This window comes from Pseudomonas sp. QTF5 (assembly GCF_000512695.2).
Lineage (GTDB): Bacteria > Pseudomonadota > Gammaproteobacteria > Pseudomonadales > Pseudomonadaceae > Aquipseudomonas.
Genome location: NZ_AZRW02000035.1, coordinates 22,567 through 48,533 on the forward strand (window position 1 = coordinate 22,567; position 25,967 = coordinate 48,533).

At 57.9% G+C, this 25,967-nt stretch carries 15 protein-coding genes; 6 read left to right on the forward strand and 9 right to left on the reverse strand.

What is annotated here, in order from left to right:
* Positions 1 to 8: 8 nt before the first annotated feature.
* The 3 genes from IC37_RS22405 to IC37_RS22415 all read right to left on the reverse strand — a co-directional run bounded on the left by IC37_RS22405 (position 9) and on the right by IC37_RS22415 (position 9,825).
* The gene (locus IC37_RS22405) at positions 9 to 5,039 is read right to left on the reverse strand and encodes an NEL-type E3 ubiquitin ligase domain-containing protein (protein ID WP_030129582.1); all 5,031 of its coding nucleotides are present in this window, start codon (positions 5,037 to 5,039) and stop codon (positions 9 to 11) included.
* Between the two features lie 150 nt (positions 5,040 to 5,189).
* Complete coding sequence (locus IC37_RS22410; protein ID WP_051414816.1) at positions 5,190 to 8,333, reverse strand: transglycosylase domain-containing protein; 3,144 nt, start codon at positions 8,331 to 8,333, stop codon at positions 5,190 to 5,192.
* A 367-nt stretch (positions 8,334 to 8,700) separates the two neighbouring features.
* Positions 8,701 to 9,825: an OpgC family protein gene (locus IC37_RS22415; RefSeq protein WP_030129584.1), complete on the reverse strand. Its 1,125-nt coding sequence runs from the start codon at positions 9,823 to 9,825 to the stop codon at positions 8,701 to 8,703.
* 230 nt (positions 9,826 to 10,055) lie between these two features.
* On the opposite strand from IC37_RS22415, the gene IC37_RS22420 reads away from it, so the two are divergent.
* The 3 genes from IC37_RS22420 to IC37_RS22430 are packed head-to-tail and all read left to right on the forward strand — an operon-like array spanning position 10,056 to position 14,081.
* Complete coding sequence (locus IC37_RS22420; RefSeq protein ID WP_030129585.1) at positions 10,056 to 10,997, forward strand: glycosyltransferase family 2 protein; 942 nt, start codon at positions 10,056 to 10,058, stop codon at positions 10,995 to 10,997.
* A gap of 1 nt (position 10,998) precedes the next feature.
* Complete coding sequence (locus IC37_RS22425) at positions 10,999 to 12,507, forward strand: glucosyltransferase domain-containing protein (RefSeq protein ID WP_030129586.1); 1,509 nt, start codon at positions 10,999 to 11,001, stop codon at positions 12,505 to 12,507.
* 32 nt (positions 12,508 to 12,539) lie between these two features.
* On the forward strand, positions 12,540 to 14,081 hold the full coding sequence (locus tag IC37_RS22430) for a glycosyltransferase family 39 protein (protein ID WP_030129587.1): 1,542 nt from the start codon (positions 12,540 to 12,542) through the stop codon (positions 14,079 to 14,081).
* Between the two features lie 8 nt (positions 14,082 to 14,089).
* On the opposite strand, the gene IC37_RS22435 is transcribed toward IC37_RS22430, so the two are convergent.
* The 6 genes from IC37_RS22435 to IC37_RS22460 all read right to left on the reverse strand — a co-directional run bounded on the left by IC37_RS22435 (position 14,090) and on the right by IC37_RS22460 (position 23,050).
* Positions 14,090 to 14,374 (reverse strand): putative quinol monooxygenase, encoded by a 285-nt coding sequence (locus IC37_RS22435; RefSeq protein ID WP_030129588.1) that lies wholly within the window; start codon positions 14,372 to 14,374, stop codon positions 14,090 to 14,092.
* Positions 14,375 to 14,659: 285 nt separating this feature from the next.
* Positions 14,660 to 16,066 carry an ATP-binding protein gene (locus IC37_RS22440; protein ID WP_030129589.1) on the reverse strand — a complete coding sequence of 469 codons (1,407 nt, stop codon included), beginning with the start codon at positions 16,064 to 16,066 and terminating at the stop codon, positions 14,660 to 14,662.
* Entirely contained in the window at positions 16,063 to 17,871 is a 1,809-nt protein-coding gene (locus IC37_RS22445; protein ID WP_030129590.1) for a DAHL domain-containing protein, read from the reverse strand. Before IC37_RS22445 ends, IC37_RS22440 begins: the two co-directional genes overlap by 4 nt.
* Positions 17,868 to 18,827 (reverse strand): cytochrome-c peroxidase, encoded by a 960-nt coding sequence (locus tag IC37_RS22450; RefSeq protein ID WP_030129591.1) that lies wholly within the window; start codon positions 18,825 to 18,827, stop codon positions 17,868 to 17,870. The genes IC37_RS22445 and IC37_RS22450 overlap by 4 nt, the downstream gene beginning before the upstream one ends.
* Positions 18,828 to 18,872: 45 nt before the next feature.
* Positions 18,873 to 20,747: a bifunctional diguanylate cyclase/phosphodiesterase gene (locus tag IC37_RS22455; protein WP_030129592.1), complete on the reverse strand. Its 1,875-nt coding sequence runs from the start codon at positions 20,745 to 20,747 to the stop codon at positions 18,873 to 18,875.
* Positions 20,744 to 23,050 (reverse strand): EAL domain-containing protein, encoded by a 2,307-nt coding sequence (locus tag IC37_RS22460; RefSeq protein ID WP_030129593.1) that lies wholly within the window; start codon positions 23,048 to 23,050, stop codon positions 20,744 to 20,746. Before IC37_RS22460 ends, IC37_RS22455 begins: the two co-directional genes overlap by 4 nt.
* A gap of 254 nt (positions 23,051 to 23,304) precedes the next feature.
* Here IC37_RS22460 and IC37_RS22465 point away from each other — a divergent pair, with 254 nt between their 5' ends.
* The 3 genes from IC37_RS22465 to IC37_RS22475 all read left to right on the forward strand — a co-directional run bounded on the left by IC37_RS22465 (position 23,305) and on the right by IC37_RS22475 (position 25,966).
* Positions 23,305 to 24,663, forward strand: coding sequence for an HD domain-containing phosphohydrolase (locus IC37_RS22465; protein WP_030129594.1), 1,359 nt, complete (start codon positions 23,305 to 23,307; stop codon positions 24,661 to 24,663).
* Positions 24,664 to 24,869: 206 nt separating this feature from the next.
* Entirely contained in the window at positions 24,870 to 25,304 is a 435-nt protein-coding gene (locus IC37_RS22470; RefSeq protein WP_030129595.1) for an NUDIX domain-containing protein, read from the forward strand.
* Between the two features lie 23 nt (positions 25,305 to 25,327).
* Positions 25,328 to 25,966 (forward strand): LysE family translocator, encoded by a 639-nt coding sequence (locus tag IC37_RS22475; protein WP_030129596.1) that lies wholly within the window; start codon positions 25,328 to 25,330, stop codon positions 25,964 to 25,966.
* The last annotated feature ends 1 nt before the right edge of the window (position 25,967 follow it).

Here is a 25,967-nt window from a genome sequence, read left to right on the forward strand (position 1 = left end):
GAGCTGTGTTACAACCCGGCTCGTTCCATCGCTTCGCGCGTCAGTTTTCTGCTCAGTTCCTGCCTTTGGTAAGCGATGTCGCGTTGCAAGCCTTCGTAGGTTTCATCGCTCATCTCTTCACCCGTCAGGACCGAGGCTTGCGGGACAGAGATTTTTTCGGCGAGCTTTATGAGTTTTGTCAGGTCTTCTGGCCTTTCAGACCGGTCTTCGGCCCAGGCTTTTTGTGCGAGCTTCAGATCTTCCAACAGTTCCAGTTTCCTATAGTGAAGATCAGAATTGCTGGCGAGTTCGTTCGGCCAGGTTCTGCGCAGGTACTGCTCCCAGAAGGATCGCGTGATCATTTGATTGACCAGACCGTCACCCGCCTCTGCGTCAATGATCGTGTCGTAGGTGTTGTCGATCATCTCGTCGGTGACACCCGCCAAGGGACGGAAATTCATGGCTTCGGACTGCCATGGCAGGTCCAGACGTTTGGCCAGCCCTGTGTCATAGGCCAGGTGCACCTCGACTTCATCGGGATGGGTACCGCGACCCTTGATATCGGCGCGTGCGAGCTCGCCGACTCGCTCCAGACGCGCCGAACCTTTGGCCAGCGTCACCAATTTGCGCTCGACTTCGGCAGGGGTTGTAGAAAAGTTTCGGGCTTCCCACGCCAGCACCCTCACGCCCATATTGTTGAAAAGTTCCGCGCCGGCATCTTCACAGCCTTCGGGGTCGTTGGACATGGAAAACAATTCCTCGCGCAACGGCGTATCGATGCTGGCGGCATCGACCATTCGCCAGACACGATCAGTCAGTTGCGCTCGCGTACGTGGCGTTCGTCGGTAATCAGCCGATTGCGTCAGACTTTCCAGGACCGTGAAGAACCCCTCAGAGTCCGGTTCGGCCATCAGGTCGTGCCAGGCTTCGGGCCTGTAAGTACCGATCCCGGGGGATTCACTGAGCATCAGGGTGTCATCGACAGGCGGCCATTTCGCGAGCAAGTCAGCGGCCGGGGTGTCATACCTCAAGGCTGCAGGCATGCCCACCGACTCTCTGTATCGCTCATAAGAAACGCGGTTGGCGTCCGATAGCCTGCTCGCATCGAGCCGGGTACGGGCGATCAACAGCGCTTTGTCCGAGCCGGGGGCAACGTCTGGAATCAATGTGAGCGCATTTTTTCGCAGATCAAGGAACAACCCGGTTGGCCTCGCTTTGCTGAATAGGCCGGGGGGCCAGGTTTTGATGTCGGTGTTGGCTAGATTCAATACTTTGAGGCTCGGCATACGATTGACAAACGGAGGGGCGCCCAGGGGGTTGTTATCCAGTCTGAGAATTTCCAGGCGACTCAGGTTTTGCAGTTGCTCGATGGCAGAGGGGCTTAATTGAATCTGATTGTCGCTGAGGCGCAGGGTTTCTAGTCGCTGCATTTTGCCGATGTTCTCGGGCAAACCTGTGAGTCCACACTTTCTGGCGCTGAGTTGCTGCAGATGCGCAAAGTCCTTCAACAGACCGCGTCGTCCTGCCAAGAAGGTTTGCCCGTCCAGGTTCAGGGTGGTGATCTGCTGCAGGTGCGACTTGAGAGTTTTCGGCATCTCTTTCCACCAGCGCTCAAGGTTATGAGGCAGGAACTCCGTGGACAGGTCCAGGGAATATCCGCCTTCGAGGCTGGTATTGCGCTCGCCCAATACCTCGGCTTTCCTGTCGAAACATTCTTTGAGCCGGTCGTGAAGGAATCGTCCTCCGTTGCGCTCAAAATCCCGGTAGGCGTCGGGCAAGGGCCCATCGGGATCGAAATCGGTCAGGTAGCTTCGTCGCCAGTCTTCCAGTTTTTGCTTGAGCGTTTCCTGTTCGAGTTTCAGTCGAGCGATTTCCTGGTGGGGGTCGGCTTTAGCGTGCAAGGAACGTGATAAAGCGGCTATCTCGTTTTCGTCGAAGTGCGGGTAGAGATTGCGCACCTTCGCCTCCACTGTCGTAGGTGCTCTGGTTATCCAGGCTCCATACACCTGCACGTCGGTCTCCCAGGGCACGATCGGGCGGATGGGTGAAAACGCAAGCAATTTGCGTCGCTCCGCGGGCGGTTCGGTCTTGTCCATGACCCATTGTTTGAGCACGCTGCCCTTGCCCGTTTGATAACCCAGGACGTTGCGCTTGTCCTCGGGTAATGCCAGCAAGATAGCCTCGTAGACATCCTCGGCCTGCAGTTTTTTCGGGGTGCCGTTGGTCACTTCATAGCGGCCATACTCATCCCTGATCAGTTCCCGGACGATCGCGGCCTTATCGCTGCCTGCGCTGCAGCGCAACGGACCGTCATAGGTGCCATCGCGCACCTCGATCCGCAGATCGGCGAAGGAGTCGGTATGAACTTTAAGCGCGTTGAGGGCAAGCCGTTCAGTATCGGGTACCAGCAGCTCCGGTTGATGAAAACCCGCATAGGCGCGGGCGGCCTTTACTTCAAAGGCGCTTTCACGGGCCTGGTTCTTCAGGCGCAGAGGTATTCGCTGCTCTTCGGACAGAATTCCAATTTCGGCTGCCGTCGCTTGGTCGACGATAGTCTGGGCTATCGGTGATGGCAGTTCGGGGTAGTGGCGTTGCAGTTGACGCACCCGTGCATCGTTCGAATTGTTTTTGAACTTATCCTGATAATTGAAGATGTCGAGTTCGCGATTTTCCACAGTGTCTGCCAGTTTGTTGCGCAGGGCCTGCGCCCGCCGGGTTTTCGGGTAGTCCTGGCCGAGCAGGGACTGCATGCCTGCATCGCCTAGAAAGTCCACGAGCCGTCCAGGCAGTTTGCCGGCCAACATGTCCGGACGACCAATGCCGAGTGTTTGTTCATCCGTGGAACTGGCGTTGCCGTACTTGCGATATTCCTTGGTCAAATCGGCAGTTTCATAGACCTTCAGTGCCTTGTCAGCGGGCCAGCCCGGCATGCCCGGCACCAGGCCATCGAACCAGTACGATCCCGGCTCCAGAGGTTGCCCCGTGCGAATGCGCCGGCTCAGGTCATTGACCTCGTCCCAGGTTTTGAACCGGCTGAGGGTGTCGGCCAACAGCGGTGGCGGTGGGGCGTTCTCGACGTACATTCTGCGTAACGAGCCTTCCGAAGTACCACTGATACTGCGAAGCCGCTCCAGTTCTGTGTCTGTATAACCCTCCACGGAGTGGCCCAGACGCCGCATCAGGGTCGGGCCTTCCCAGTCGTGCGGGTTTTCCCCCTCATGAATCCAGGCCCCTTGCCCGTTATGGCGTACTTCTGGTGAATAAGTTTGCGGGCGAGTGGGGTGCTGGATGCGATGGAGATCGCTTTTCGGATCGTGTTTCACCTCGTAAAGCTTGCCTTCGAGCGGCAAAATCTTCTTGCCTGCATGCTCGTGCAAACCCAGCGCGTCGGCCCTGGATGTGGCTGGCAAGGCCGGATCCGGCTGTTCATACGGCTTGAGGTCAGGGTTCCATAAACGAGTGGTGCCGTCGAACGACTGCACCGGTTTCATTCCCTCGACCAAGGGCGAAAGTTTGAGACGAAATTCATTGCCGATTGCGGTACCTGCGCCGAATGCGGCGAGCTGAACGATATCAGTGACGAACCCCACCAAATGCTCTGCCGCCTCGGCCCACTGCTTTGTGGCCAGATCCACCACCCCTTCAATCACTTCGGTGGTCAGTTGATAGGCGGTATAGGCGAGCATGACTTCGCCCAGCCCCGGAACGAACGGCGTAAGTACTAGTAAGGCCACATTGAAGATGTCCGAGACGATTTTTCTGAAGTTTTCCCACCAGGCCCAACGCGCGTTACTGTCCGCATCTGCCGTGGGCACTGCGATACCGCGTGCGTCATTCAGGATTTTGTTCAGCTGTTGTTGGTAGAGATACGTCCACAGGGGCGTTGTGATCGGCTGTGCGCTGAATTGCAACCGCGGATTCTCCACCGGCGTGTCGCGCCATGAGGGGCGCGGATCCCCCAGCTCCTTTGGGTACCATTTGACACAGGTAAGGCGTTGTTCGAGCCCGGTAAAAAAATGGCCCCGCTGTTCATGATCAACGAACTGGCTGAAGAACTGACGGTAGTTGATACCGGTGGAAGGTAACTGTTTGTTGTCACGCAGCAGACGGGTCAGCTCATCCATGAACTCGATGGAAGAAGCATATTGCTTGAGCGGATGTTCGGGATCATGGGGAACGTAGGCAATCATTGCGGTCGAACGCTGCGCTCGATCGGGGTCCGGGCAGATGACCACGATGCCGGTGAGCTTGAGGTCCATCATGCCCAAGTCGCAAACCTGCATGGCCTGATCGTCCAGTGTCAGGTCCCGTCGGCCGGCGAGCAGATCGAAGATCAGTTTGAAAGCGTCGTGGCTGATGTCTTTTTTTACCAGCGCCAAGTGCGCCGCAGCGTTCAGCGCGGCTTGCTGACTGCGCTCAACCTGGATTCTCAGCCAGGCGTCGGCCACCGGTTCGTTGTTCAGCAGGTAGCTTTCGAGGTGGGCCTTGTATTGCGCACCGATGTCCAGCTCGCGGCATAGCGTTTGAAACTGGCTGATGGTGATTTTTTTTCTGACGGGTGAAACATCGAACAGCTCTCGATCAGGGTCAATTTTGATAATGAAGTCGGAATCATTTTGATAGGTTTCGGTGTAGGCGAAGTTGTGCAGTGCGGCATCCAGTAATGAAACGGTTCTGGCGGTAGACCCACTTTGAACATTAATGACATACCAAGGCATTTCCTTGGGTGCGTACAGCCTTAAGTAAGTATTTTTGACATCCACCTCGACGTTGTACTGTTCGCGAAGCTTTGCCTTGAGTAACGGCTCGGCAAAAGAATAAACGTCCTTGAGATCGCTTAGTCGTTTGTCGATGTTGTTTTGCGCGCTCCAGGCCTGTTTGTTGGCGGCGGCGAGGCGCTTGTGGTCGCTTCGCGTCGCTGTAATCATCCAGGGTTCGCGACGTAATTGTATGTTTCTTAATGCAACGCTTCGTTGCAACGACATATCGGTAAAAACGGAATCGATACGCGATTTAATTAAGTCGTCATGTTGCCCTTTGTGTTCAGTTGTTGCGGTCATTACTAAAGCCTTGAATAAAGTCAGGAGATAACAGCCTAACGTTCAAAGCTGAAAATAATAGTTTAAATGCCTGTTGTTGAATGGCGATGCTGGTGAGTGATTCATTGAATATTGCAATGCATAAAATAAATAATTACCACCTTGTGCTTTTCATTGTTGGTTACCTGTTGGCATGTTCATGCTGGCCATCCGCGGAGTTTCTGCAGGGCTGCACTGTGTATGGCTGCCCGGCTGCAAGTAGGGACTGAGAATCGGTGCCATACCCTTGAGCACTTGCGCAGGTAATGCGGAGGTGAATTTGAAATTCTCCGCCGTGCGCCCGGGGACATAGGCGGTGAGGGTGCCGAAATGGCTGTCACCGATATAGAACACGAACGTCGCGGTGCGGTTGATCGACTTCGAACTCAAAATTCGCCCGCCGGAACCGATGGCTTCGATGCGGTTGTCGCCGGTACCGGTTTTGCCGCCCATGGCCAACGGCGTGCCGTCGGCCAGTTTGAAACTGCCCGCCAGACGTTTGGCCGTGCCGGCATCCACCACTTGCGACAACGCCTCGCGCATGGCGGTGGCCACCTCGGAAGGCATTACGCGTTTGCCGACCATCGGATTGTTGATCAGGCGGGTTTCAAAGGGCGTATCGGCCGCGAAGTGCAGGCTGTCGATACGCAACGTCGGCATGCGCACACCATCGTTGAGGATGGTGCCGATCAGTTCCGCCAGCGCCGCAGGGCGGTCGCCGGAGCTACCGATAGCGGTGGCCAGCGAGGGCACCAGATGATCGAACGGATAGCCGACTTTCTGCCAGCGCTGGTGAATGTCGAGGAACGCCTCGATCTCCAGCATGGTGCGGATACGGCTGTCGCGGGCACCCTTGTGACGGCTTTTGAATAGCCAGCTGTAGACTTCCTGGCGTTCGAACTGACTGGCTTTGACGATCTGGGTGAAGGTGGCGTCCGGATTGTTCAGCAAATAGCCCATCAGCCACAGATCCAGCGGGTGAACCTTGGCAATGTAGCCTTGATCCGGCAGGTCGTAGGCGCCGGGGCCGTAGGCGAGATACAGCCGCTCAAGGCGCTCGTCGGTGAGTTTCTCGGTGAGCTTGGCCCCTTTGAGGTGCGAGCGCACGAAGCTGTTGAAGCTTTCCTGACTGGCCTGTGGCAGCAGGTAACGATGCACCGCCGCCATGCGAATCGGTGTCGGGCGCATGCTGTCGAGGAAGGTTTCAAGCCGCGCTTGAGTGTCCTTGTTGCGGTATTTCTTCCAGAACTTCAGCAGGAACGACGTGCCCTCGCGGTCGGCGAAAGAGGCAAGGTATTCCTGACGCCGCGGGTTGCGATCGTCCTTGAGCAATTCGGCGCTGCTGTTGGGGCCCGAATAGGTGCTGTAGCGCACCAGGTCGCGCATCAGCCGAATGAACGGCAGGTTGATCGACTCACGCAGGGCATCGCGCAGGGTCGGCAGGCGACCGTTGTCTTCCTTGCGGAAGTTAACGAATGTGTGCAGTCCGCCACCGGTGAAAAAGGCTTCGCCCGGGCTGGCGGAGTATTTTCGATCCAGCGCGGCGCCGAGAATTTTCGGCAGGTCGCGGTCGGTGTTTTGAATCAGGTAATCGACGGCCCAGCGGCTTAGACGGTCCTGGTCCGGAACGTCGACTTTTTTCAGTTCAGGAACGGACATCGTCGCGTACTTATCGTGCAGCTCGGCGATGATCTGCAAATAGGTGGTGAGCACGCGCATTTTTGCGGTGGAGCCCAGTTCCAGCTTGCTGCCTTCATTGATGTCGAACGGCTGGTCGGTGCTGTCGGTCTGCACCCGTACCCGCGAACCATCCGGCGTCAGTTCGAACAGTGTGAAGCTGTAGCGCACCTGCGTGGTGCTGGTGGGCGTGAGCAGGCGTTCGCCAATCAGGCCGATTTCCGCTGCGTAGGTTGGGTCGGCCAGATGCTTGAGGTATGCGGTGGCCTGGGCTTGCAGCTCGCCTTGCAGGGTGCTGGTGGCGGAGAGGTCGAGGCGGTCTAGGTCATACAGCGGACGATTGAGCAATCCGCCCAGACGGCTGCGCGCGACACTGATGCCTTTGTTGGTTTCGATCGGCTGAAGGGTGGGCTGCGTCTGCCAGTCGCGATAGGTCACTTTGCTGGCCAATGCCGCCGCCGCAAGTGGCGCATCGATCACGCCATTCTGGGCCAGCAGGCGAAGATGACTGTCGGTGAGACTGGCCAATTCATCACGGCCCTTGGTCAAGTAATGGGAAGGGCGACGCTGAGCGATCATCAGTGACAGCACTTCGCGCAGGGCCAGGCCTTTTTCCGACAGACTCTTCGGGTCGGTCTCGGTGCTCGCCAACCGTTCGTTGGCCTCGTTGAAATCGGCGCCGTACCAGACCCGCAAACCTTCGGCCATGCCATGCACTTCACCGTGGCCCGGTACCGCCGACAGCGGAACACTGTTGAGGTAGTCGCGAATCACATTTTGCCGGGCCTGGAGGGTTTCCGGCCCCGCCTGATAGGCCCGCACGCTGGCGGAAATCATTTGCCGGATCTTTTCCGCGCCCGACACCGTCAAGCCATCGGGCGAGTGTCGATATTTCTCAAGCTGTGTTGCCAGCGTACTACCGCCCGCCGACTGACCGGGCAAGCGCAACAGCTTGGCCACCTGGGACCACGCGGCCATGCCGAATCGCGGCCAGTCCACGGCGGGGTTGGCCAGGGGCTGACGGGGATCGAGCAAAAAGCGGTTTTCGATGAACAGCAAGCTGCTGACCACTACCGGAGGGATCGCGGCAAAGCTTGAATAGAGTTGTTGTGGGTATTTGAACTGGTACAGCGGAGCCGCGCGGCAATCGGTGATCGACAGCCCGGCCTGGATTTTCTCTGCATAGGGCACGAAAAAGCCCTTGTCGCTGTACTTCATCAGTGCCGGGGAGAAGCGGGTTTGTGCTGATACCACGTAATCGCGCTTGAGCAGGCGCGGCAGAAACTCATCCATGGCGCTGTAACCCAAACGCTGATCGAACGGGCCTGCGCCAGCGTAGCGTATGGCATCGCTGGGGCCGGGCTGCAGCTCGTACTTCAGCGAGGCGGCATATTGGCTGATTTCCCGGGCCTGAAACTTGGAGGTGCGCATTTCCTTGGCCGCGGCGAGGCCCAGGACAATCAGGATAATCAGCAGCAACAACCAGAACGCCCCCCAGCCGTGCCGGGACCGGCGGGGTTTCTCAGGTAAAGGCGCTTCATCCACTCGTTCAGTCGGAACCACAGTTTTACTCGAATCGGTTTGCCACAAAGCGCCCATAGTCGATTGATCCATTCACGCAGATTGATCGGACTTGTTTGAAGCTTAGTCGGTGGTTGGCGTTGGTGAAAAAATTGTGAATAACCAAATGTCGAGTAAGCACCATTCCTTGTGACCAGTGACCAGTGACCAGTGACCAGTGACCAGTGACCAGTGGCGAGGGAGCTTGCTCCCGCTGGGCTGCGAAGCGGCCCCAATCCCTGTAATCGTGATCTGCCAGATAAAACCGGTGTGTTGGGTTTGCGACTGCTGCGCAGCCGAGCGGGAGCAAGCTCCCTCGCCACAGGGGGTGATGTCGTCTGTAATAGCAGGTGCGGTGCGTTCGGCTTCGTAAACCCCCCAGCACAAAGGTTTACTTGTCTCAATGTCAGACGACGGAGACTTGAGCCGGTCGATTCAACCGCTTATTGAAATCCAGCCAGGCCCCCAGCAACGCCATCAACCCGACCCCCAGCAGTGCGCTGAATATCTGCATCGCCAGTGCGTTCCCACCCAAGGCGTTGAGCATGTCTGCCAACGGCGCCAGCAATACGCCAAAGCAAAACACTTCCAACGAATAACGCCCCATGCGACAGCTTTGTTGCGCCAGCCAGTGTTGCGTCCAGCCCGTGTCCGGCAACAACCTGGCGGTAACGTAGGCGAGGGCGAGGAAGTGCAGCAGGCGTGCCGGCGAGAGGTTGGTCTTGCTGATCGGATAGAGCCATTCGCCGAGCCGTTGGGGCATGAAGGCGTCATGCACGGTCGGCCACTTCCACGACACTGCGATCAGCCCGGTCAGCAGCAAATAGGTCAGCGCTGCGATGAAAACCGGCTGACGAATCAGCGTTCGGGGCAGCGGCACCCGAGGCCGTTGCCCGTGAATCGCCGCCGCGCCCCCGAGAATAAACAGCAGCTGCCAGGCCATCGGATTGAAAAACCACACGCCACCGTCGGTGCCCGCCAGGTTCCACTGAAGCCATGGCGCCAGCAGATACAAGACCACCGACAACCCCACCACATATTCAGCCTTGCGCAGCAGCATCGGCAGCACCAGCGGCAGGCCGAGCAGCAAAAAAATATACAGCGGCAACGGGTCCATCAGGTTCGGCTTGAAGCGCAGCAACAACTCATCCATCAACGCCTGCTGCGGATTGCTGAGGAAATACTGCAAGCCCATTTCCTGCACCAAGTCACGGGTTTCCACGTGGCTGTTGGCGAAAAACACGATGCCCATCAACAGCGCGAGCAAAAAGATATGCACCACATAAAGCACCCAGGCGCGTCGCAGGATTTTCACCGTGGCGACCATGAAGCCTTCGCGCCGGGCGATCTTGCCGTAGGCCAGCACGGCCGCGTAACCGGCCAGGAACACGAAAATCTCCGCTGCATCGCTGAAACCGAAATTGCGCACCGTGAACTGGGCGAGCGGGTTTTGCGGCACGTGATCCCAGAAGATGAAGATCAGCGCCAGGCCGCGAAAAAAGTCGATTCGGTGATCGCGTTCAAACGTCATGACAGCGGGCTCTTGAACGGGGGTTGTTGGGTGGTAGGAGCGAGCGGTGCGCAGGGTGGCGTGATTCGCCGGTAATTGCAAAAGGCCGGATATTACCGAATGTCTCAGTTGCCTATAGCGCACGAATCAGGATGGCGTGTCCGTCGGTCTGCCGGGCATGACACGCACCAGAACGCCCCCTGATGAGCGTCTGTCGAACATCTACACTTCGTTTTTCAGGAGTGTGAAACGTGAAAGTTTCGCTGATTGTCCCGGTATTCAATGAAGAGCAGGCGATCAGCCTGTTCTATCAGGCGGTGCGTCGCGAATTGAAACTCGACCCGTGTGAGATCGAGATCGTGTTCATCAACGACGGCAGTACCGACCGGACAGCTGAGCAGGCCAAGGCGCTGGCGCAGGTCGATGAACAGGTCTTGCTGATCAACTTCTCGCGCAATTTCGGCAAGGAGCCGGCGTTGTTTGCCGGGCTGGAATACGCCACCGGCGATGCGGTGATTCCCATGGACGTGGACCTGCAGGATCCGATCAGCGTCATCCCGCAGTTGATTGCCGAGTGGCAAAAGGGTGCCGACGTGGTGCTCGCCAAACGTCGAAATCGCGACAGTGACAGTTATTTAAAACGCCACAGTGCATCGCTCTTCTATCATTTGCTGAACAGGATTTCTTACACCCGAATCGAAGAAAACGTCGGGGATTTCCGGCTCATGGACCGCAAAGTGGTCAATGTGATTCGTGCGCTTCCCGAGCATCAGTTGTTCATGAAGGGCGTTCTGTCCTGGGCCGGGTTCACCACGGCGGTGGTGGAATACGAGCGGGCCCGGCGAGTGGCAGGACGCAGCAAGTTCAATGGCTGGAAACTGTGGAACCTGGCGCTGGAAGGCATTACCTCGTTCAGCACGGTGCCGTTGCGATTGTGGACTTACGTCGGTGGCGGCATTTCGATTTTCGCGGTGCTGTACGCGGTGTACATGGTGCTGGACAAGATTTTCTTCGGCAACAGCGTTCCCGGTTACCCCTCGTTGATGACGGCCATTCTGTTTCTCGGCGGCGTCCAACTGATCGGCATCGGCATCCTCGGTGAGTACGTCGGCCGCATCTACATCGAAGCCAAGCATCGGCCCCGTTATGTGATCAAGGACGTCATCGGCGGCACAGACCGGCTCGGGCTTTAGTATGGGAAGACTGAGCGACGTTTTCAGCAAAGAACTCGGGCGTCGTCGGGTCTGGCTGTTTTTTCTGATCGCGACCCTGGTTTATGTCATTCCGCTTATCCTCGCGGACTATCCCTACATCGATGACAACTGGCGCTCGCTGTCGGCCGGTACTGCCTGGGCGGGGCAGGGGCGGTTGTTCACCGAGCTGTTCTACAACGCGCTGACGTTCAGCGATGGCGCGCCGAACATCTTTCCGTTGCCGCTGTTGATCGCCACACTGGCCATGGCCTTTGCATTGACCAGCCTGACGTTCCGTTACTACCCGCAGCCGACGATATCCTGCTGCCTGGTGCTGTTGCCGCTCTGGTACAACCCGTTCTTCCTGCAGAACCTGTCTTATCAATACGATGGGCCGGCCATGGCCATGAGCCTGGTGGCGGTGATTTACGCGATCACTTTTCGTCATCCCTCGCGCATTCTGCAATGGCTGGTGCCGGCCTTTCTGATTGCGCTGGCGCTGGGGCTCTATCAGGTGAGCCTGAATGTGTTTCTGGGCCTGTGTTGCCTGGAACTGCTCAGGGGCGCGAATGACAGATGGGCCTGGCGGCAGTGGTACGAATGGATCGGCTGGAAAATCGCGCAGGCAGGGCTGGGCGGGTTGATCTACAGCGTCACGGCTTATCCGTACATGAATCACGATCGCGCCTTGTTGTTGAACTGGGCGGCGGAGCCTTTGCTGCAACTTGAAATCAACATCGGCCGGGTGCTGGAAAAAGTCGCGCTGCTGTTTCACGGTGGATTCACCTGGGTGTTCGCCGCGCTGCTGTTGTGTGCGCTTGTGGGCAGCGCACGGTTGGCCCGGAGTGTGATGGAACGCCACGACACCCGGCTGAGAAAAATCGTGATGGGCCTGGTGTGCGTGCAGACGGTGCCGGTCGTGACTTTACTGGTGTCGGGGGCTGCGCTGTTTTTCCGCGACTTCAATGAAGGCGCCAGAACCTTGATGGGTTTTGCGGTGTTGCTGGTGCTGTTGTTCTATTTGAGCCATCTGGCGCTGGCGCCCCTTCATGAGCGGCTGACGCTGCTGTTGGCGGTGCCTCTGCTGGCCATGCTTTCGTTGTCTTACGCCTATGGCCGCGTGCTGACGGTGCAGAACACCTTTGCGTCCAGCGCGTTGTTTTCCCTGGGGCATGACATTGCGGCCCGTCGGCAACTGCACGAGGCCAAACGCATTTACCTGGCGGTGAATTATTCCGATCACTGGCTGGTGGGGGCCGCGGGCTCGTTCAAGCAGATGCCGGTCTTGCATTATCTGCTGAACATCAACTTCTTCATGCTGGCTGAAAATCTGCCGAAGGCGGGCATCACCAACGTGGAGGTGGAGAGGGAACGGCGTAACGCGACCCTGATGGGTTATCAGAGTTATCCGCCGCTGGTTGAGAGCAAGTTCTACCGCATCTATCTGCTGGGCGATTACGGTTTCATCGTCATGAAAGAGCCGACCCCGATCACCACACTTCAGTGGTGAGCCATGAGGATGATCAGCCGGTGAGCGCATCGATGATTCTTCACAAAGGTTTTCCATCCCGGGTGGCCGACAGGGCAGGTCTGGTGGCGGTGATAGCCATCGCGTTGTTCGCAAGGTTTCACTCCATCACCGTGCCGGTCATCTGGTACGACGAGGCCTACAGCCTGCTACTGGCCGAGGGCTCGCCTGCGTATATCTGGGCTACAACGGCGCGGGATGTTCATCCGCCGCTTTACTACGTTTTGCTGCATTTCTGGATGTTGCTATTCGGCAATGGCGTGTTGGCTGCGCGATCCCTGAGTGCACTGGCCGATGTCGGCACGCTGTTGCTGTGCATTAAATTGATGAGCCTGGTGACAACGCGAAAGGCGACCTGGATAGCGGCAGTGTTGTTGGCATTGCTACCGCTATCGGTGCGTTACAGCCAGGAAGTGCGAATGTACACCTTGCTCGGCTTCTGGCTGATGGGCGCGACCGTGGCGCTGGTGTGCTGGATCAAGGCACCGGATCAAAAGCGTTATCCGGTTTTTTACGTGCTGCTGATGACGGCTGCGTTCTACACGCATTACTTCGCCGCGCTGTGCGTTTTGGTGCATTGGCTTTGTTGGTGGCGAGCGTGGGAGGACGGTCGGCCCACGGCAATACCGTTTCGTGCGTGGGTCGTGGCCAACAGCGCAATCGTCGTGTTGTACCTGCCGTGGATACCTCATTTCATCGATCAATTGCTGCGAATGGACGGGCTCGAGTGGATACCGCCGCTCACCTGGCAAACAGCGCTGACCTTCGTTTGGCAACTGGTGATGATGGGGGATTCGGTCAGTTACTCATCCTTATGGCGTGTGTTGCCGTCGGTGTTGATCGTTGTTTGCGCCGCTGCAGTGCTACTCAAGACACGCCATGAGCGACCTTTCAGCGTCTTGCTGGTGGGCTATTTTTTTGTACCGGTGCTGACCGTTTTTCTGGTGTCGTTGATCGTGCCGGTTTTCAATGCCAGATACCTGGTGTTCGCTGTTGCCGCGTTGCCCCTTATCGTTGCGCTCGCGCTGGACGCATGGAGCCAACGGCACGCCGTTCTTGCCGCTGCCGCCATGGCTTTGGTTTTATTGGCAGAAGTACACGGGCTTTCAGCGGTCTACGCGCAAACGGATGAGATGAACGGGACAAGCATTCGCAAAGACGCAAGACTGGACGCCGTGGTCGAAGGTCTTGGTCGCGAAGTCCGTCCGGGTGACGAAATCATCGTCGATAACCTGTATTGGTACTTGCCATTCACGTACTACAACTCGACCGGTATTCAGCCGAGGTTATATGCGTTCAAAACACCGACAGGCACCCTTTGGGGTACCGCCGAATACGGTGGCTGGGCACTCATTCCCCGTCATTTGCATTCGATTCTCTTCAACGATTTTTCAACCTTGAAACTCAATGCCAGGCGGATCTGGTGGGTAACGGGCTACGCTCGCCCTGAACATGACGCATTGTTTCCCAAACACTGGAAGCAGGTGCAGATGCTAAAGGAAGGGGATAGTGAAGCCCGTTTGTTCATCCGAGGGGAAGCGCCAACCCCCCCTTGAGGTTGACGTCAGAACGCATCCATCAGCACAACAATACAATCCCTCGCCTGGTAACCGTTGATTTGCGGCACCAGACGCCGAAAATGCTCAGACTGGCAATGAGCGTCCAGCGCCGCCTTATTCGGCCATTGTTCGACGAAGATAAAGTGCCCGGGGTCTTTTTGATCGATGAACAGGTCGTAAGCAATGCAATCAGGTTCCAGTCGAGTCTTCTCGACCAGTTCGGCGTACCACGGGCGAACGGTTTCAATGTATTCGGGTTTGATGAAATCTTGAGCGATTACTTTCAGCATGGTGTCCTCCCTTGGTGCATAGGTATCTACGCATCTTCCTGATTTTGATGATGTACATATCCGTTTCTGCGGTAACGGCCACCTAGGGTTCCGCCCGTCGCAAAACCTGCTGACGGGATTTGTCTGACTGAACGCATTGCCTGTTTTGGGATCGCTTCGCGATCCAGCGGGAGCAAGCTCCCTCGCCACAGAGATCTCCTGTGTTAGCACAGGACGTCAGGCATTCTGCGCCTGGAGAAAAAACGAAAACAGCCCGGATTTAGATTTGATCCCTTGCTCGGCTGGTCAGACAGCCGCTTTCGATTGCCGCACCGGCAACTCGACCCGAAACGTGGTGCCCACCCCGACTTCGCTACGCACCGAAATATCGCCCCGGTGTTTTTTCACGATGCCATAGGACAGGGATAACCCAAGCCCTGTCCCCTGTCCCACCGGTTTGGTGGTGTAGAACGGATCGAATATTTTCTGCAGGTTGTCCGGCTCGATGCCTATTCCCGTGTCCGCGACCTCGATCGACACCGTTTCACCTTCAAGCCCGGTGCGCAGCGTGATGATGCCTCGTTCCGGCCCCATCGCCTGAGACGCGTTGACGATCAGGTTCATGATCACCTGATTGATTTGCGAGGGCAGGCATTCGATGTCCGGCAGGTCCTGATACTCCTTCACCACATCGGCTTTGTACTTGAGTTCATTGGCGACAATGTTCAGGGTCGACTCGATGCCTTGTTGCAGATTGGTCCACTGCCATTCCTGATTGGAGTCCACGCGGGAGAAGTCCTTCAGGTCTTTGACGATCTGCCCGACCCGGCCGATGCCTTCCTTGGATTCCTTGATCAGCAGCGGAATGTCTTCGCGCAGAAAGTCCAGTTCGACCCGTTCGCGCAGCTGGCCGAGATGGTCGATGACCTCGCTTGAGCCAATGGCGTTTTCCGCCTCCCGATAGGCATCTAGCATGTCCTGCAGTTGCTTGAAGTAACCATCGAGGGCGCCGAGGTTGGATGAAATGAAGCCGATGGGATTATTGATTTCATGGGCGACGCCCGCCGCCAGTTGCCCCAGTGAGGCGAGTTTTTCCGACTGCACCAGTTGGCTTTCCAGTTGTTTGCGCTCGTCGATTTCCCGCTGCAACGCCTCGCTGGCCTGCTTGAACTGGTGCGTGCGCTGATCCACCAGATGCTCCAGATGGCTCATCTGAATAGACGCCCGCTCGGTCATTTCCCATTTGGTGAGCAGGGTGTTGGCCATCTGCTGGACTTCAATGTTGTCGAACGGCTTTTTCAGAATCAGCAGGCGGTCGTGAGCGTGCAAGCGCTCCAGCAGTTCATCCCAGGAATAGTCGGAATAGGCGGTACACACTACAACTTGCAGCTGCGGGTCTTGCTGCCACAGGTGTTCGATGGTCTGCGCACCGTCCCAACCCTCGGGCATGCGCATGTCGACGAAGGCCAGGGCGTAGGGACGGTTTTCCTGTAATGCCTGAACGAGTTTGCCCAGGCCCTCCTGACCGCCATACGCCGAGTCCAGCTCGAATAGCAGGTTGGTGGATTTCACTTCGCTGCCAAACAGCGCGGCCTCCATTTCGTCCAGCTCTGCATGCTGCGCCGATGTCGGGGTGAGGATCTTGCGAAAGTCTTCATGAATGGACGGCGTGTCGTCGATCAGCAGTATGCGTCGGTTCGAAAGATCGCTCATGCTTCCTCCATGACGGGTTTCAACGGGATCTGCAACGTGAACAGTGCACCTTTGCCCGGCCCGTCGCTGTGGGCGGTGAGATGGCCGTTCATCTCGATCGCGGCCAGCGCACAGCTGTGCAGGCCGAAGCCGTGTCCTTCCTTGCGGGTGGTAAAACCGTGGGCAAAGATCCGCGTCATGTTCTCCGGCTCGATGCCTTCGCCGTCATCCTTGACGCTGATTTGCAGGATCGTGTCTTCGACGACTTTCACCCCAAGGATCATTTGCCGTGGGCGGTTGCTGAGGTCGGTCATGGCGTATTTGGCGTTGCTGATCAGGTTGATCAGGATCAGCAACAACCGGTGTTTGTCGCCCATGATTTGCGGTACATCGCCGTACTCCTTGACCACCGTGACGTGATGCCGGGTCAGGGCGCCGGCGTTCATCCGTAAGGCATCCTCCAGCAACTCGCTGATGTGCAGCGGTTCCATCAGGCTGTTGGCCCCCGCGTAGGACTGCTGGGTGGCGACGATGTCCTTGATGTGGTCGACGCTTTTGCTCAGTTGCGCGAGTTCATCGGTCATGCCTTGTTGTTCAAGGGCAATGGCCTCCACCAGTTGATTCAGGTAGCCGGGCAGTAGTTTTCCTTTTTCGTCCTGGGTCAGAAAGACGCCCAGGTTGTCTTGATGCGCGTTGATCAACTGCATCGCCTTGCCCAATCCCTGGGCTTTGCTGCTACGCAGTTTGCGGGTGACCAGGTCGGTCGAGATGTTCACGCTGTTGAGCACATTGCCAACGTTGTGCAGCACATTGGTGGCGATTTCTGCCATGCCGGCCTGGCGCGCAGTGTCGAGCAATTCGCTTTGGGTGTCCTTGAGTTGGCGAGTGCGCTCTTCGACCCGTTGTTCGAGAACATCGTTGGCGGTTTGCAGTTCCTTGTTGACCCGATTGATCTCGCCGAAGCTGCGCATCAGGCGAATCGCCATGTACACCAGCACCAGCACCAGCAGCGTAGAAAATACCAGCATGTAAAAGTGGTAGCGTCGGTTGGCTGCATCGGTTTGCTGCTGATCCTTGTTCAGCAGATTGGTAATGTCGTCCAGCCGTTCGGCCACAGGAACGGCTTCGATGTTTGCCAGCAGCCGATTGACCACGGGTTGCTCACGCAGGATCAGCGCGATGTGACTGCTCAAAACATCGATCGGGCTATGAAACTGCTCCGGTAATCGCTCCTTGTTCACCCCCAGTTTGTTCAATCCGACCAGGATGTCGGCCGCTTTGTCGTCGGAGGTGATCTGGGCGAACTCCAGGCTGCTGAGCAGCAAGTCGTAGGTGTCGGTGGCAATGTTCTGCAGTTGCAGTTTGTCTTCATCCTCCAGGCGGGTTAGCGGTTCCTGAATGTCGTCTTCGGCGGTGGGCAGAAACGCCAGTGAGTTGCGCAGTACCGCGTTGTGGGATTTGAACTGCTCCACCAGCCGGGTTTTTTCTTGAATGGCGGCGTGGTATGCCTCATGGCTGGAATGCCAGACGGGGTCATTGCGGCCGTGATTGGATTCCATGGTCTCGAACTGTTCCCACAGATGTGTCATCTCGGTCAGTGGCGCAACCAGGGGGTCGTAATTTTGACTGATGGCGATTCTGGCCTTGAGAATCTCGGTTTCCCATTGCGCATTCAGCTGTTTGATCCGGCCGATCAAGGCCCGGGACTCGGCGTAAGTCGAGGTCTGGTCGGAGCTTGATTTGAGGTAAAGAAACAGCAGCGTCGAGGCCAGCAGCAAGGCCACGCCACTGAGCAGCGCCAGATTGCGACGGTGGTGCGTTTTCATAAAGGTTTACCTCCCCACTCACCGGTCAGGGTCTTGAGGAATTTGATGATCAAGGTCTTATCCTGGTCTGAGGGCACACGACCGAGCTGGTACTTGAACATCACGTCTACCGCGTCTTCGAGGGTTTTCGCCGAGCCGTCGTGAAAGTACGGCGCCGTCACGGCAACGTTGCGCAGGCTCGGAACCTTGAATACGTTACGGTCCTCTTCAGCCTTGGTGATCAGATAGCGGCCCAGATCGGCTTCGGTGGGGTTGCCCCGAACCTGGAAGTAATCGCCCATGACCCCGAATTTCTGGAACATGTTGCCGCCGATGTTCACCCCCTGATGGCAGGCGATGCAGCCATAGTCCTTGAAGCGTTGGTAACCGTACTTCTCGTCCTTGGTGAGAATCTCGGTATTGCCCAACAGGTATTGGTCGAAACGCGAGTTGGCGCTGATCAGCGTGCGCTCATAGGAGGCCAGGGCTTTTTGCACATTGTTCATGGTCACGCCGTCAGGGTAGGCCTGGGCGAAAGCGCTTTTGTAAGCCGGGTCGGCGGTCAGTGTCTGAACGACATGCTCCCAATGACTGCCCATTTCGCTGGGGCTCTGCACCACTTCGTGGGCTTGCGTTTCCAGAGTGTCGGCGCGACCGTTCCAGAATTGCCGGAAGTTCAGACTTGCGTTGAATACGCTAGGGGTGTTGATCGTCAAGGGGACGCCGTTGAAGCCGATGGAAAAAGCCTGGGTGTCGGCGCCTCCGTTTTCCAGACGATGGCAACTGGCGCAGGACAGGGTGTTGTTGACCGACAGGCGTGACTCGTTGAACAACCGCTCACCGAGTTCGACTTGCAAAGGGTTCTGCTCGGGCACAGCGGGCAAGGGTTTGAGCGGTTCATCCAGCGGCGCGCCGTTGGCTATCAGACAACATCCGAGCAGAGGTGCTAGAAGCAGGTAGTAGAAGGGGCTCGACATCTTATGATTCCTTGGCGCAGGGGCCTGGGTGTCGTTGCACATCGTTCATGTGGCGGCGGATGGAGCGGGCTGTACGGATCTCAGGTATTGCACGAAGGCCTCCGGCTCCACGGCTTTGCTGAAGTAATAACCCTGGCCTTCCTCGCACTGGAGGGCCTTGAGAAAATTCAATTGTTCGAGGGTTTCCACCCCTTCGGCAATGATGGTCAGTTTGAGACTCTTGCCCAGACTGATGATGGCGCTGACCAGGGCCGCGTCATTGCTGTCACGACTCAGGCCACGAATGAATGACTGGTCGATTTTCAGTACATCGATGGGAAACCGTTGCAGGTAACTCAGGCTGGAATAGCCGGTGCCGAAGTCATCGATTGCCAGCCGTATCCCCAATGCCTTGAGCCGATTCAGCGCGAGCATCGTCGCATCGACGTTCTGCATCAATACGCCTTCGGTGATTTCCAGTTCCAGTAAGACCGGGTCCATGCCGGTTTGCTTGAGTATCTGTTCGATGCCCTCGACAAAATCCCGCTGGCGGAAATCGATAGCCGACACGTTCACCGACATGCAGAGTTTCGGCAGGCCGCTCGCCTGCCAGGCGCGGGCTTGTCGGCAGGCCTCGGTCAGCACCCATTTGCTCAACGGTACGATCAAGCCACTGTCTTCGGCCACGCCGATGAAGTCTGTCGGGTAAACCCAGCCTTGCCCCGGTTTTTTCCAGCGGATCAACGCCTCGGCGCCGACCACCTTGCCGCTGCCCAGATCGAGTTTGGGCTGGTAGTGCAGGACAAATTCGTCCCGCTCCAGCGCCAGGCGAATACCCGACTCGATACTCTGCTGTTCCCGGGCGCGCTGGTTCATCTCATCGATGAAAAAACTGAAATCGTTCGGGCCGCTGTCCTTGACGTTGCGCATGGCGGTTTCGGCTTTCTTGATCAGTGCAATGGCATCGAAACCGTCATCGGGATAAACGCTGATGCCCAGGCTGGCCGTCACGCTCAGGTCGTGGCCGGCGATGTGTTGAGGCGCGCGTATGGCGTTCAAGAGCTTTTCGGCGATGCCCTTGGTCTGTTGGGGGTGGTGGATGTCAGCGAGGATCACCACAAATTCATCGGAGCCGTAGCGAAACACCGAGTCGGACGCGCGCACGCTGGCTACCAGGTTTTGCCCGACACGTTTGAGCATCTCGTCACCGGTCGGGTGCCCCAAGGCATTGTTGATGCGCTTGAAGCGATCGAGTCCCAGAAACATCACGGCCAGTTGTTTGTCATGGCGTCGTGACAGGGCCAGTGACTGGTTCAGCCGGTCACCCAGCAAGGTGCTGTTGGGCAATTCGGTCAATACGTCGTACTGCAACAGGTGCGATACCTTGAGCAGCTCGTGGACCCGGGCCTCGATGGTTTGCTCCAGGGTCAGTACTTTCATGGCCGCGTCCTGCGCCATCTGCCACTTCCAGGTCAGGGCGCTGGCCATCTGGCGGATTTCCAGGCTGTCGAAGGGTTTTTTCAGTACCAGCAACTGATCGCCGAACTCCAACCGTTCGGCCATGGCTTCCCAGGTGTAATCGGAGAAGGCCGTGCACAGCGCGATTTGCAGGTGAGGATCAGCCTTCCAGAGCTGTTCGATGGTTTCCAGACCGTCCCAGCCCGGGGGCATGCGCATGTCGGTGAACGCCATGGCGTAAGGTCGACCTTGTGCCTGGGCACGCTTGACCAGTTCGAGCGCTTCCTCGCCCTGGTAGGCGGAGTCGAGCTGGAACGTTGGCCGAGCCAGTTGCGGGGTGCCAAACAGCGCCGCTTCAGTACCGGCCAGTGATTGTTCATCGTCGGTATTGACGCCGAGAATCTTGCGAAAGTCCTGATGGATCGAAGGGGTGTCGTCGATGATCAGAATGCGTCGGTTGGCCTGGACGAACGGAGTTTTCATTCCTTGTCCTCCATGGCACGCCGCGGATCGTCGGGCATCACTCCGATTCCGAAGTTGGCGTGCACGATGCTCCCGGCCTTCAGCAACTCGGCGGCCTGTTGGCTGCTGACCGCTTGGCTGAAGTAGTGACCCTGGGCGTTCATCGGTGAGCCGGTGGCCATCAGCGAACTGCGTTGCTCCTGGGTTTCGACGCCCTCGGCGATAATGCCGATCCCTACCTCGCGGGCGAAGTTGATGATGGCCCGCAAGGTAGTTGCACTGGCCGGGTCGCGTGCGGCCATGTCGATAAAGGTCTGGGCGAGTTTCAGGTGATTGACCTGATACGTCTTGAGGTAATCGAACGAGGAATATTCGGTGCCGAAGTCGTCGATGGCGATTTTCACCCCCAGCTCACGCAGGCGCGGCAGTACATCGTTGTGCGTCCACTTGGTCTGGGCCAGGGTCGCTTCGGTGACGTCGAAGCGCAGGTCCCATGGGCACAGTTCCCAACGCGCGGTGGTGCGCAACACGTCATAGATCAGCTCGGGACCACTCTTGAGCTGAGCCAGGGACAGTTTTATCGCCACCACCGGTGGCGCCATGCCTTCGTCACGCCACTGGCGCATTTGCCGACAGGCGCGCTCCAGCACCCAGTGGCCGAGGGCGACGATGGTGCCGGTTTTTTCCGCCGCGGGCAGAAACGCCTGGGCTTCCAGCAAACCGCGCAGGGGGTGATTCCAGCTGACCTGCGCTTCCATGCCGAGGATCTTGCCACTACTCAAGTCCACTTCCGGCCAGTAACGCAGTTCGAGTTCGTCGTGTTCGATGGCCGTTTTCAAGTCGTTGGCGATGGTCATGCGCTCGACCACTTCCTGATTGATCTCCTCGGAATGGAAGTGGTACTGGTTGCGGCCCTTTTCCTTGGAGCGATACAGCGCCATGTCGGCCTGGGTCAACAGGCTGTCGGCGCTGAGACTGACCGGGACGTAGCTGCTGATGCCGATGCTGACCGAGACCCGCACATCATTGCCGGCCAGGGAGTAGGGCAGCACCAGTGCATCGCGGACCTTGGCGGCCAGGGCCGCTGATTGGGTCGGATCGCCGACATCCAGTTGCAGTATCGCGAACTCGTCGCCGCCCAGGCGGGCGACTACATCGTTTTCGCGCACGCAGTTTTTTATGCGCCTGGCGACCTCCTGCAACAGCAGGTCGCCCACCGGATGGCCCAGAGTGTCGTTGATGCGTTTGAAGTGATCCAGGTCCAGGTAAAACATGGCGAACGGCGTGGCCCCGCGCCGGGCGGCGGCGAATGCCTGGTGCAGCCGCTCGATCAGCGTCGCGCGGTTGGCCAGCCCGGTCAGCCCGTCGGTGCGGGCCAGCAGGGCGATTTTTTCCTCGGCCAGTTTGCGTTCGGTGATGTCGATGATGATGCCTTCGACTTCCAGCAAGCGGCCTTCATCGTCGCGCACCGGGATATAGCGGTTTTCGACCCAGCGCCAGTCGCCGTCGCCGGTGCGCATCCGGAATTCGATGGATGCACCTGCCGCATGGCGGTCCAGCACCCTGGCCATGGCCGTGTCGACTTTTGATTGATCGTCGGGATGGATCAACTCCTGTGCCCAGTTGGACGAAGCCACCAGGGCCGCCGCGATGTGGCCGTATTTGGTTATGTTGTGGGAGATGTACATCAGCGGAAACGACGGTTCGCCCCGCAGCCGATACAGAATGGTCGGACTGTTCTGCACGATGATGTTGGCGTCGGACAGCTCCCGGGTGCGCTCCTCGACCGCGTGCTCCAGCAAGGACATCTTCAGCGCCGCGTCTTCGGTCATTTGCCATTTGGCGGTCAATGCGCTGGCCATCTGGCGGATCTCGATGGCATCGAAGGGCTTTTTCAGGATAAGCAGGCGATCGCCCAGCTCCAGACGCTCGGCGATGTCTTCCCAGGAATAGTCGGAATACGCGGTGCAGAGCGCCACCTGCAACTTGGGATCGACCTGCCATAGGCGTTCGATGGTTTCCAGGCCGTCCCAGCCCGGCGGCATGCGCATGTCGATGAAGGCCATCGCGTAGGGCGAGTCATTCGCCAGCGCGGTCTCGACCTTGTCCAGCGCTTCGCGGCCCTGAAACGCCGAATCGATGACAAAACTTTGCAACGATACCGACGCCGGGGTACCGAACAGGGCGTTTTCGGCGCTGGTCAGGCTGTCGTCTTCGATCGATGGCGGGCTGAGAATCTTGGCGAAATCCTCGTGGATCGACGCCGTGTCATCGACGATGAGAATCCGACGATTAATGCGCGCAAGCAGCGTATTCACTGACATGCGCCTTTACCGACAGCAGGTTGGTGCAATGGGTTCATAGAGGGTATCCCTTCCCTGATCGCTGGATGGAGCGGGTATCGTTCTGGATCCGAGTGATCTGAGCATAGTCGCCCGGCCAGCACTTCGCCCGGTTGACTGAAACGAATCATTACCGGGGTCGGGCTGAAAATCATCTAGCCTGTAGGTCAGGCTCGGGAACGTCAGGACGTTCGCCCCGCGCGCGACAAAGACGCACGTTTTCTTGAGGTAATGCCATGGAAGAGCAACTCCCCACGACGGTGACCGATAAACCCAAGTTACTGCTGGTCGACGATGAGGAGTCGATTCTCAACAGCCTGCGCCGCCTGCTGCGCGGCCAACCCTACGAGGTGCTGCTGGCCACCAGCGGTGCCCAGGCCTTGGAGATCATGGCGCAGCAGCCGATCGATCTGGTGATGAGTGACGCGCGCATGCCCAATATGGATGGCTCGACGCTGTTGGCCCACATCCATCAGCGTTATCCCGACACCATCAGGATCATGTTGACCGGTTATGCCGATCCGTCGGCCATTATCAAAGCCATCAATGAAGGGCAGATTCATCGTTACATCAGCAAACCCTGGCACGATGAGGAAATGCTGCTGACCTTGCGGCAATCACTGGCCTATCAGCATTCCGAGCGTGAACGCTTGCGTCTGGTGCAGGAAACGTGGGACCAGAACGAGAAACTGAAGCTGCTCAACGCCACCCTGGAAAAACACGTCGCGGCCCGCACCAGCGAGCTGCAACAGACCGCCGACATGCTGGACCTGGCCTACGAAGAGCTCAAACGCAGCTATGTCACCGGCACCGAAGTGTTTTCGTTGCTGGCCAACCTGCGCTTGCCGCCCACCAAGCAGACCAACCGGCAGATCATCGAACTGGTGCGGGTGTACTGCAAACTCCATGGCCTGGACGAAGGCACCAGTCGCGACCTGACCATGGCCGCGGCACTCTACAACATCGGTAAATTGAGCTGGACCGACAGCATGATGAGCACGCCCTCGGACCTGCTGCACCACAATGACCGCGAGCGCTATCGGGGTTATCCGAAGCAGAGTGAATCGCTGCTGATGACGCTCGACCCAATGAAGGACGCCGCCCGGCTGATCCTGCATCATCAGGAGCGTTGGGATGGCAGCGGTTTTCCCGATCGGCTCAAGGGCGAGGCGATTCCGTTTGGCTCGCGGTTGCTGAAACTGGCGGTGGATTTCATCGAGTTGCAGCGCGGGCTGATCCTTGAACGGCAGATGAACAGCGATGAAGCCCTGGTATATATCCGCCAATACACCGGTCGCCTCTACGACCCGGAACTGGTGGAGGATTTCATTCAGGTCTGCGCCACTTATCTGAGCGACGTGACGCTGGCCGATCCGAGGGTCAAAGTGCTGACCACCCGTGATCTGGTGGCTGGCATGATCCTGGCGCGCAATCTCAATGCCGACAACGGCATGCTGCTGCTCAATGCCGGCAAGGTGTTGAATGGGCCGCTGGTGGAGAAGTTGATCGCTTTCGAGGCGATGGAAGGTGCCAAGTACAGCATTTTTGTGAAAGTGCCGGAGGAAGTGGAGGGCGCGCTTCTCGAGACGAGTTGAGCTTCGTGGCTTTGCACACAGATCCAATGTGGGAGCGGGCTTGCTCGCGAAGACGGTTTTATATTCAACATTAATGTTGGCTGATACACCGCTTTCGCGAGCAAGCCCGCTCCCACAGTTTGGCGCTAGGCAAATGCTTTTCGGCGTGACGAAGAACCGGCGCGCATGTGATCCTTGCGCCTTTTATCCAAGGCCAATCCTGACCCATGACGCTTTCATCCGCCGCTTCGCCCCGCCTCATCCGCATTGCTGCTGCCTTGCTGATCGGCCCCGACGGTCGCACCCTGCTGGTCCGCAAGCGCGGCACCCAGGCGTTCATGCAGCCGGGGGGCAAGATCGAGGCCCATGAGCAACCGGTCCATGCCCTCGCCCGTGAGCTGGAAGAGGAACTGGGGCTGGTCATCGATCCGGCGCATGCCGCCTACCTGGGGCAATTCTCGGCACCGGCCGCCAATGAGCCGGGTTATGTCGTACAGGCCGAACTCTTTCAGCTGACCATCGATTCGCACGTTTGCCCGGCGGCAGAGATTGAAGAAGTGCGCTGGATCGATCCGGCCACCGACGGCGAAATCACACTGGCGCCATTGACACGGGACCTGATCTTGCCGTTTTATCGAGCCTCACTGATCGAAACTGCCTGATCGTCCAAGGATGGAGAATGCCCATGATCCCGCTTCAAGACTTGCTGATTTTCGCCGCCGCGGCGCTGCTGATGGTGCTCACTCCCGGGCCGAACATGATCTACCTGATCTCTCGTTCTATCTGCCAGGGGCGCAAGGCCGGAGTGACTTCGTTGCTCGGCGTAGTCGCGGGGTTTTTAGTGCACCTGTTCGCTGCCGCCGCGGGTTTGACCGCGGTATTCCTGGCCGTGCCGGTGGCCTATGAAGTATTGAAGTGGGCCGGCGCGTTGTACCTGTTGTGGCTGGCCTGGCAGGCGGTCAAGCCCGGTGCGCGCTCGCCGTTCGAGGCGCAGCAGTTACCGGCAGATTCGTCGCGCAAGTTGATCACCATGGGCTTTCTCACCAGCGCGCTGAACCCGAAGATCGCGGTGTTTTACCTGTCGGTGTTTCCGCAGTTCATTACCCCTGAGCACGGTTCGGTGTTCACCCAGAGCATCATCCTCGGCCTGACCCAGATCAGCGTGAGCTTCAGCGTCAACCTGTTGATCGCGCTGTTCGCCGCAGGCATCGCGTCCTGGTTCGTCAACAACCCGAACTGGCTGGCGATGCAGCGTTATTTCATGGGCTTCGTGCTGTCCGGGCTGGCGGTGCGCTTGATGCTTGAGCAGCGGCGAGCGGCCTGAA

Bases quoted from the DNA above. Each gene is read 5' to 3' on its own strand.
- IC37_RS22405 (WP_030129582.1), bottom strand. From the start codon at position 5,039: ATGACCGCAACAACTGAACACAAAGGGCAACATGACGACTTAATTAAA.
- IC37_RS22410 (WP_051414816.1), bottom strand. From the start codon at position 8,333: ATGGGCGCTTTGTGGCAAACCGATTCGAGTAAAACTGTGGTTCCGACT.
- IC37_RS22415 (WP_030129584.1), bottom strand. From the start codon at position 9,825: ATGACGTTTGAACGCGATCACCGAATCGACTTTTTTCGCGGCCTGGCG.
- IC37_RS22425 (WP_030129586.1), top strand. From the start codon at position 10,999: ATGGGAAGACTGAGCGACGTTTTCAGCAAAGAACTCGGGCGTCGTCGG.
- IC37_RS22430 (WP_030129587.1), top strand. From the start codon at position 12,540: ATGATTCTTCACAAAGGTTTTCCATCCCGGGTGGCCGACAGGGCAGGT.
- IC37_RS22435 (WP_030129588.1), bottom strand. From the start codon at position 14,374: ATGCTGAAAGTAATCGCTCAAGATTTCATCAAACCCGAATACATTGAA.
- IC37_RS22440 (WP_030129589.1), bottom strand. From the start codon at position 16,066: ATGAGCGATCTTTCGAACCGACGCATACTGCTGATCGACGACACGCCG.
- IC37_RS22445 (WP_030129590.1), bottom strand. From the start codon at position 17,871: ATGAAAACGCACCACCGTCGCAATCTGGCGCTGCTCAGTGGCGTGGCC.
- IC37_RS22450 (WP_030129591.1), bottom strand. From the start codon at position 18,827: ATGTCGAGCCCCTTCTACTACCTGCTTCTAGCACCTCTGCTCGGATGT.
- IC37_RS22455 (WP_030129592.1), bottom strand. From the start codon at position 20,747: ATGAAAACTCCGTTCGTCCAGGCCAACCGACGCATTCTGATCATCGAC.
- IC37_RS22460 (WP_030129593.1), bottom strand. From the start codon at position 23,050: ATGTCAGTGAATACGCTGCTTGCGCGCATTAATCGTCGGATTCTCATC.
- IC37_RS22465 (WP_030129594.1), top strand. From the start codon at position 23,305: ATGGAAGAGCAACTCCCCACGACGGTGACCGATAAACCCAAGTTACTG.
- IC37_RS22470 (WP_030129595.1), top strand. From the start codon at position 24,870: ATGACGCTTTCATCCGCCGCTTCGCCCCGCCTCATCCGCATTGCTGCT.
- IC37_RS22475 (WP_030129596.1), top strand. From the start codon at position 25,328: ATGATCCCGCTTCAAGACTTGCTGATTTTCGCCGCCGCGGCGCTGCTG.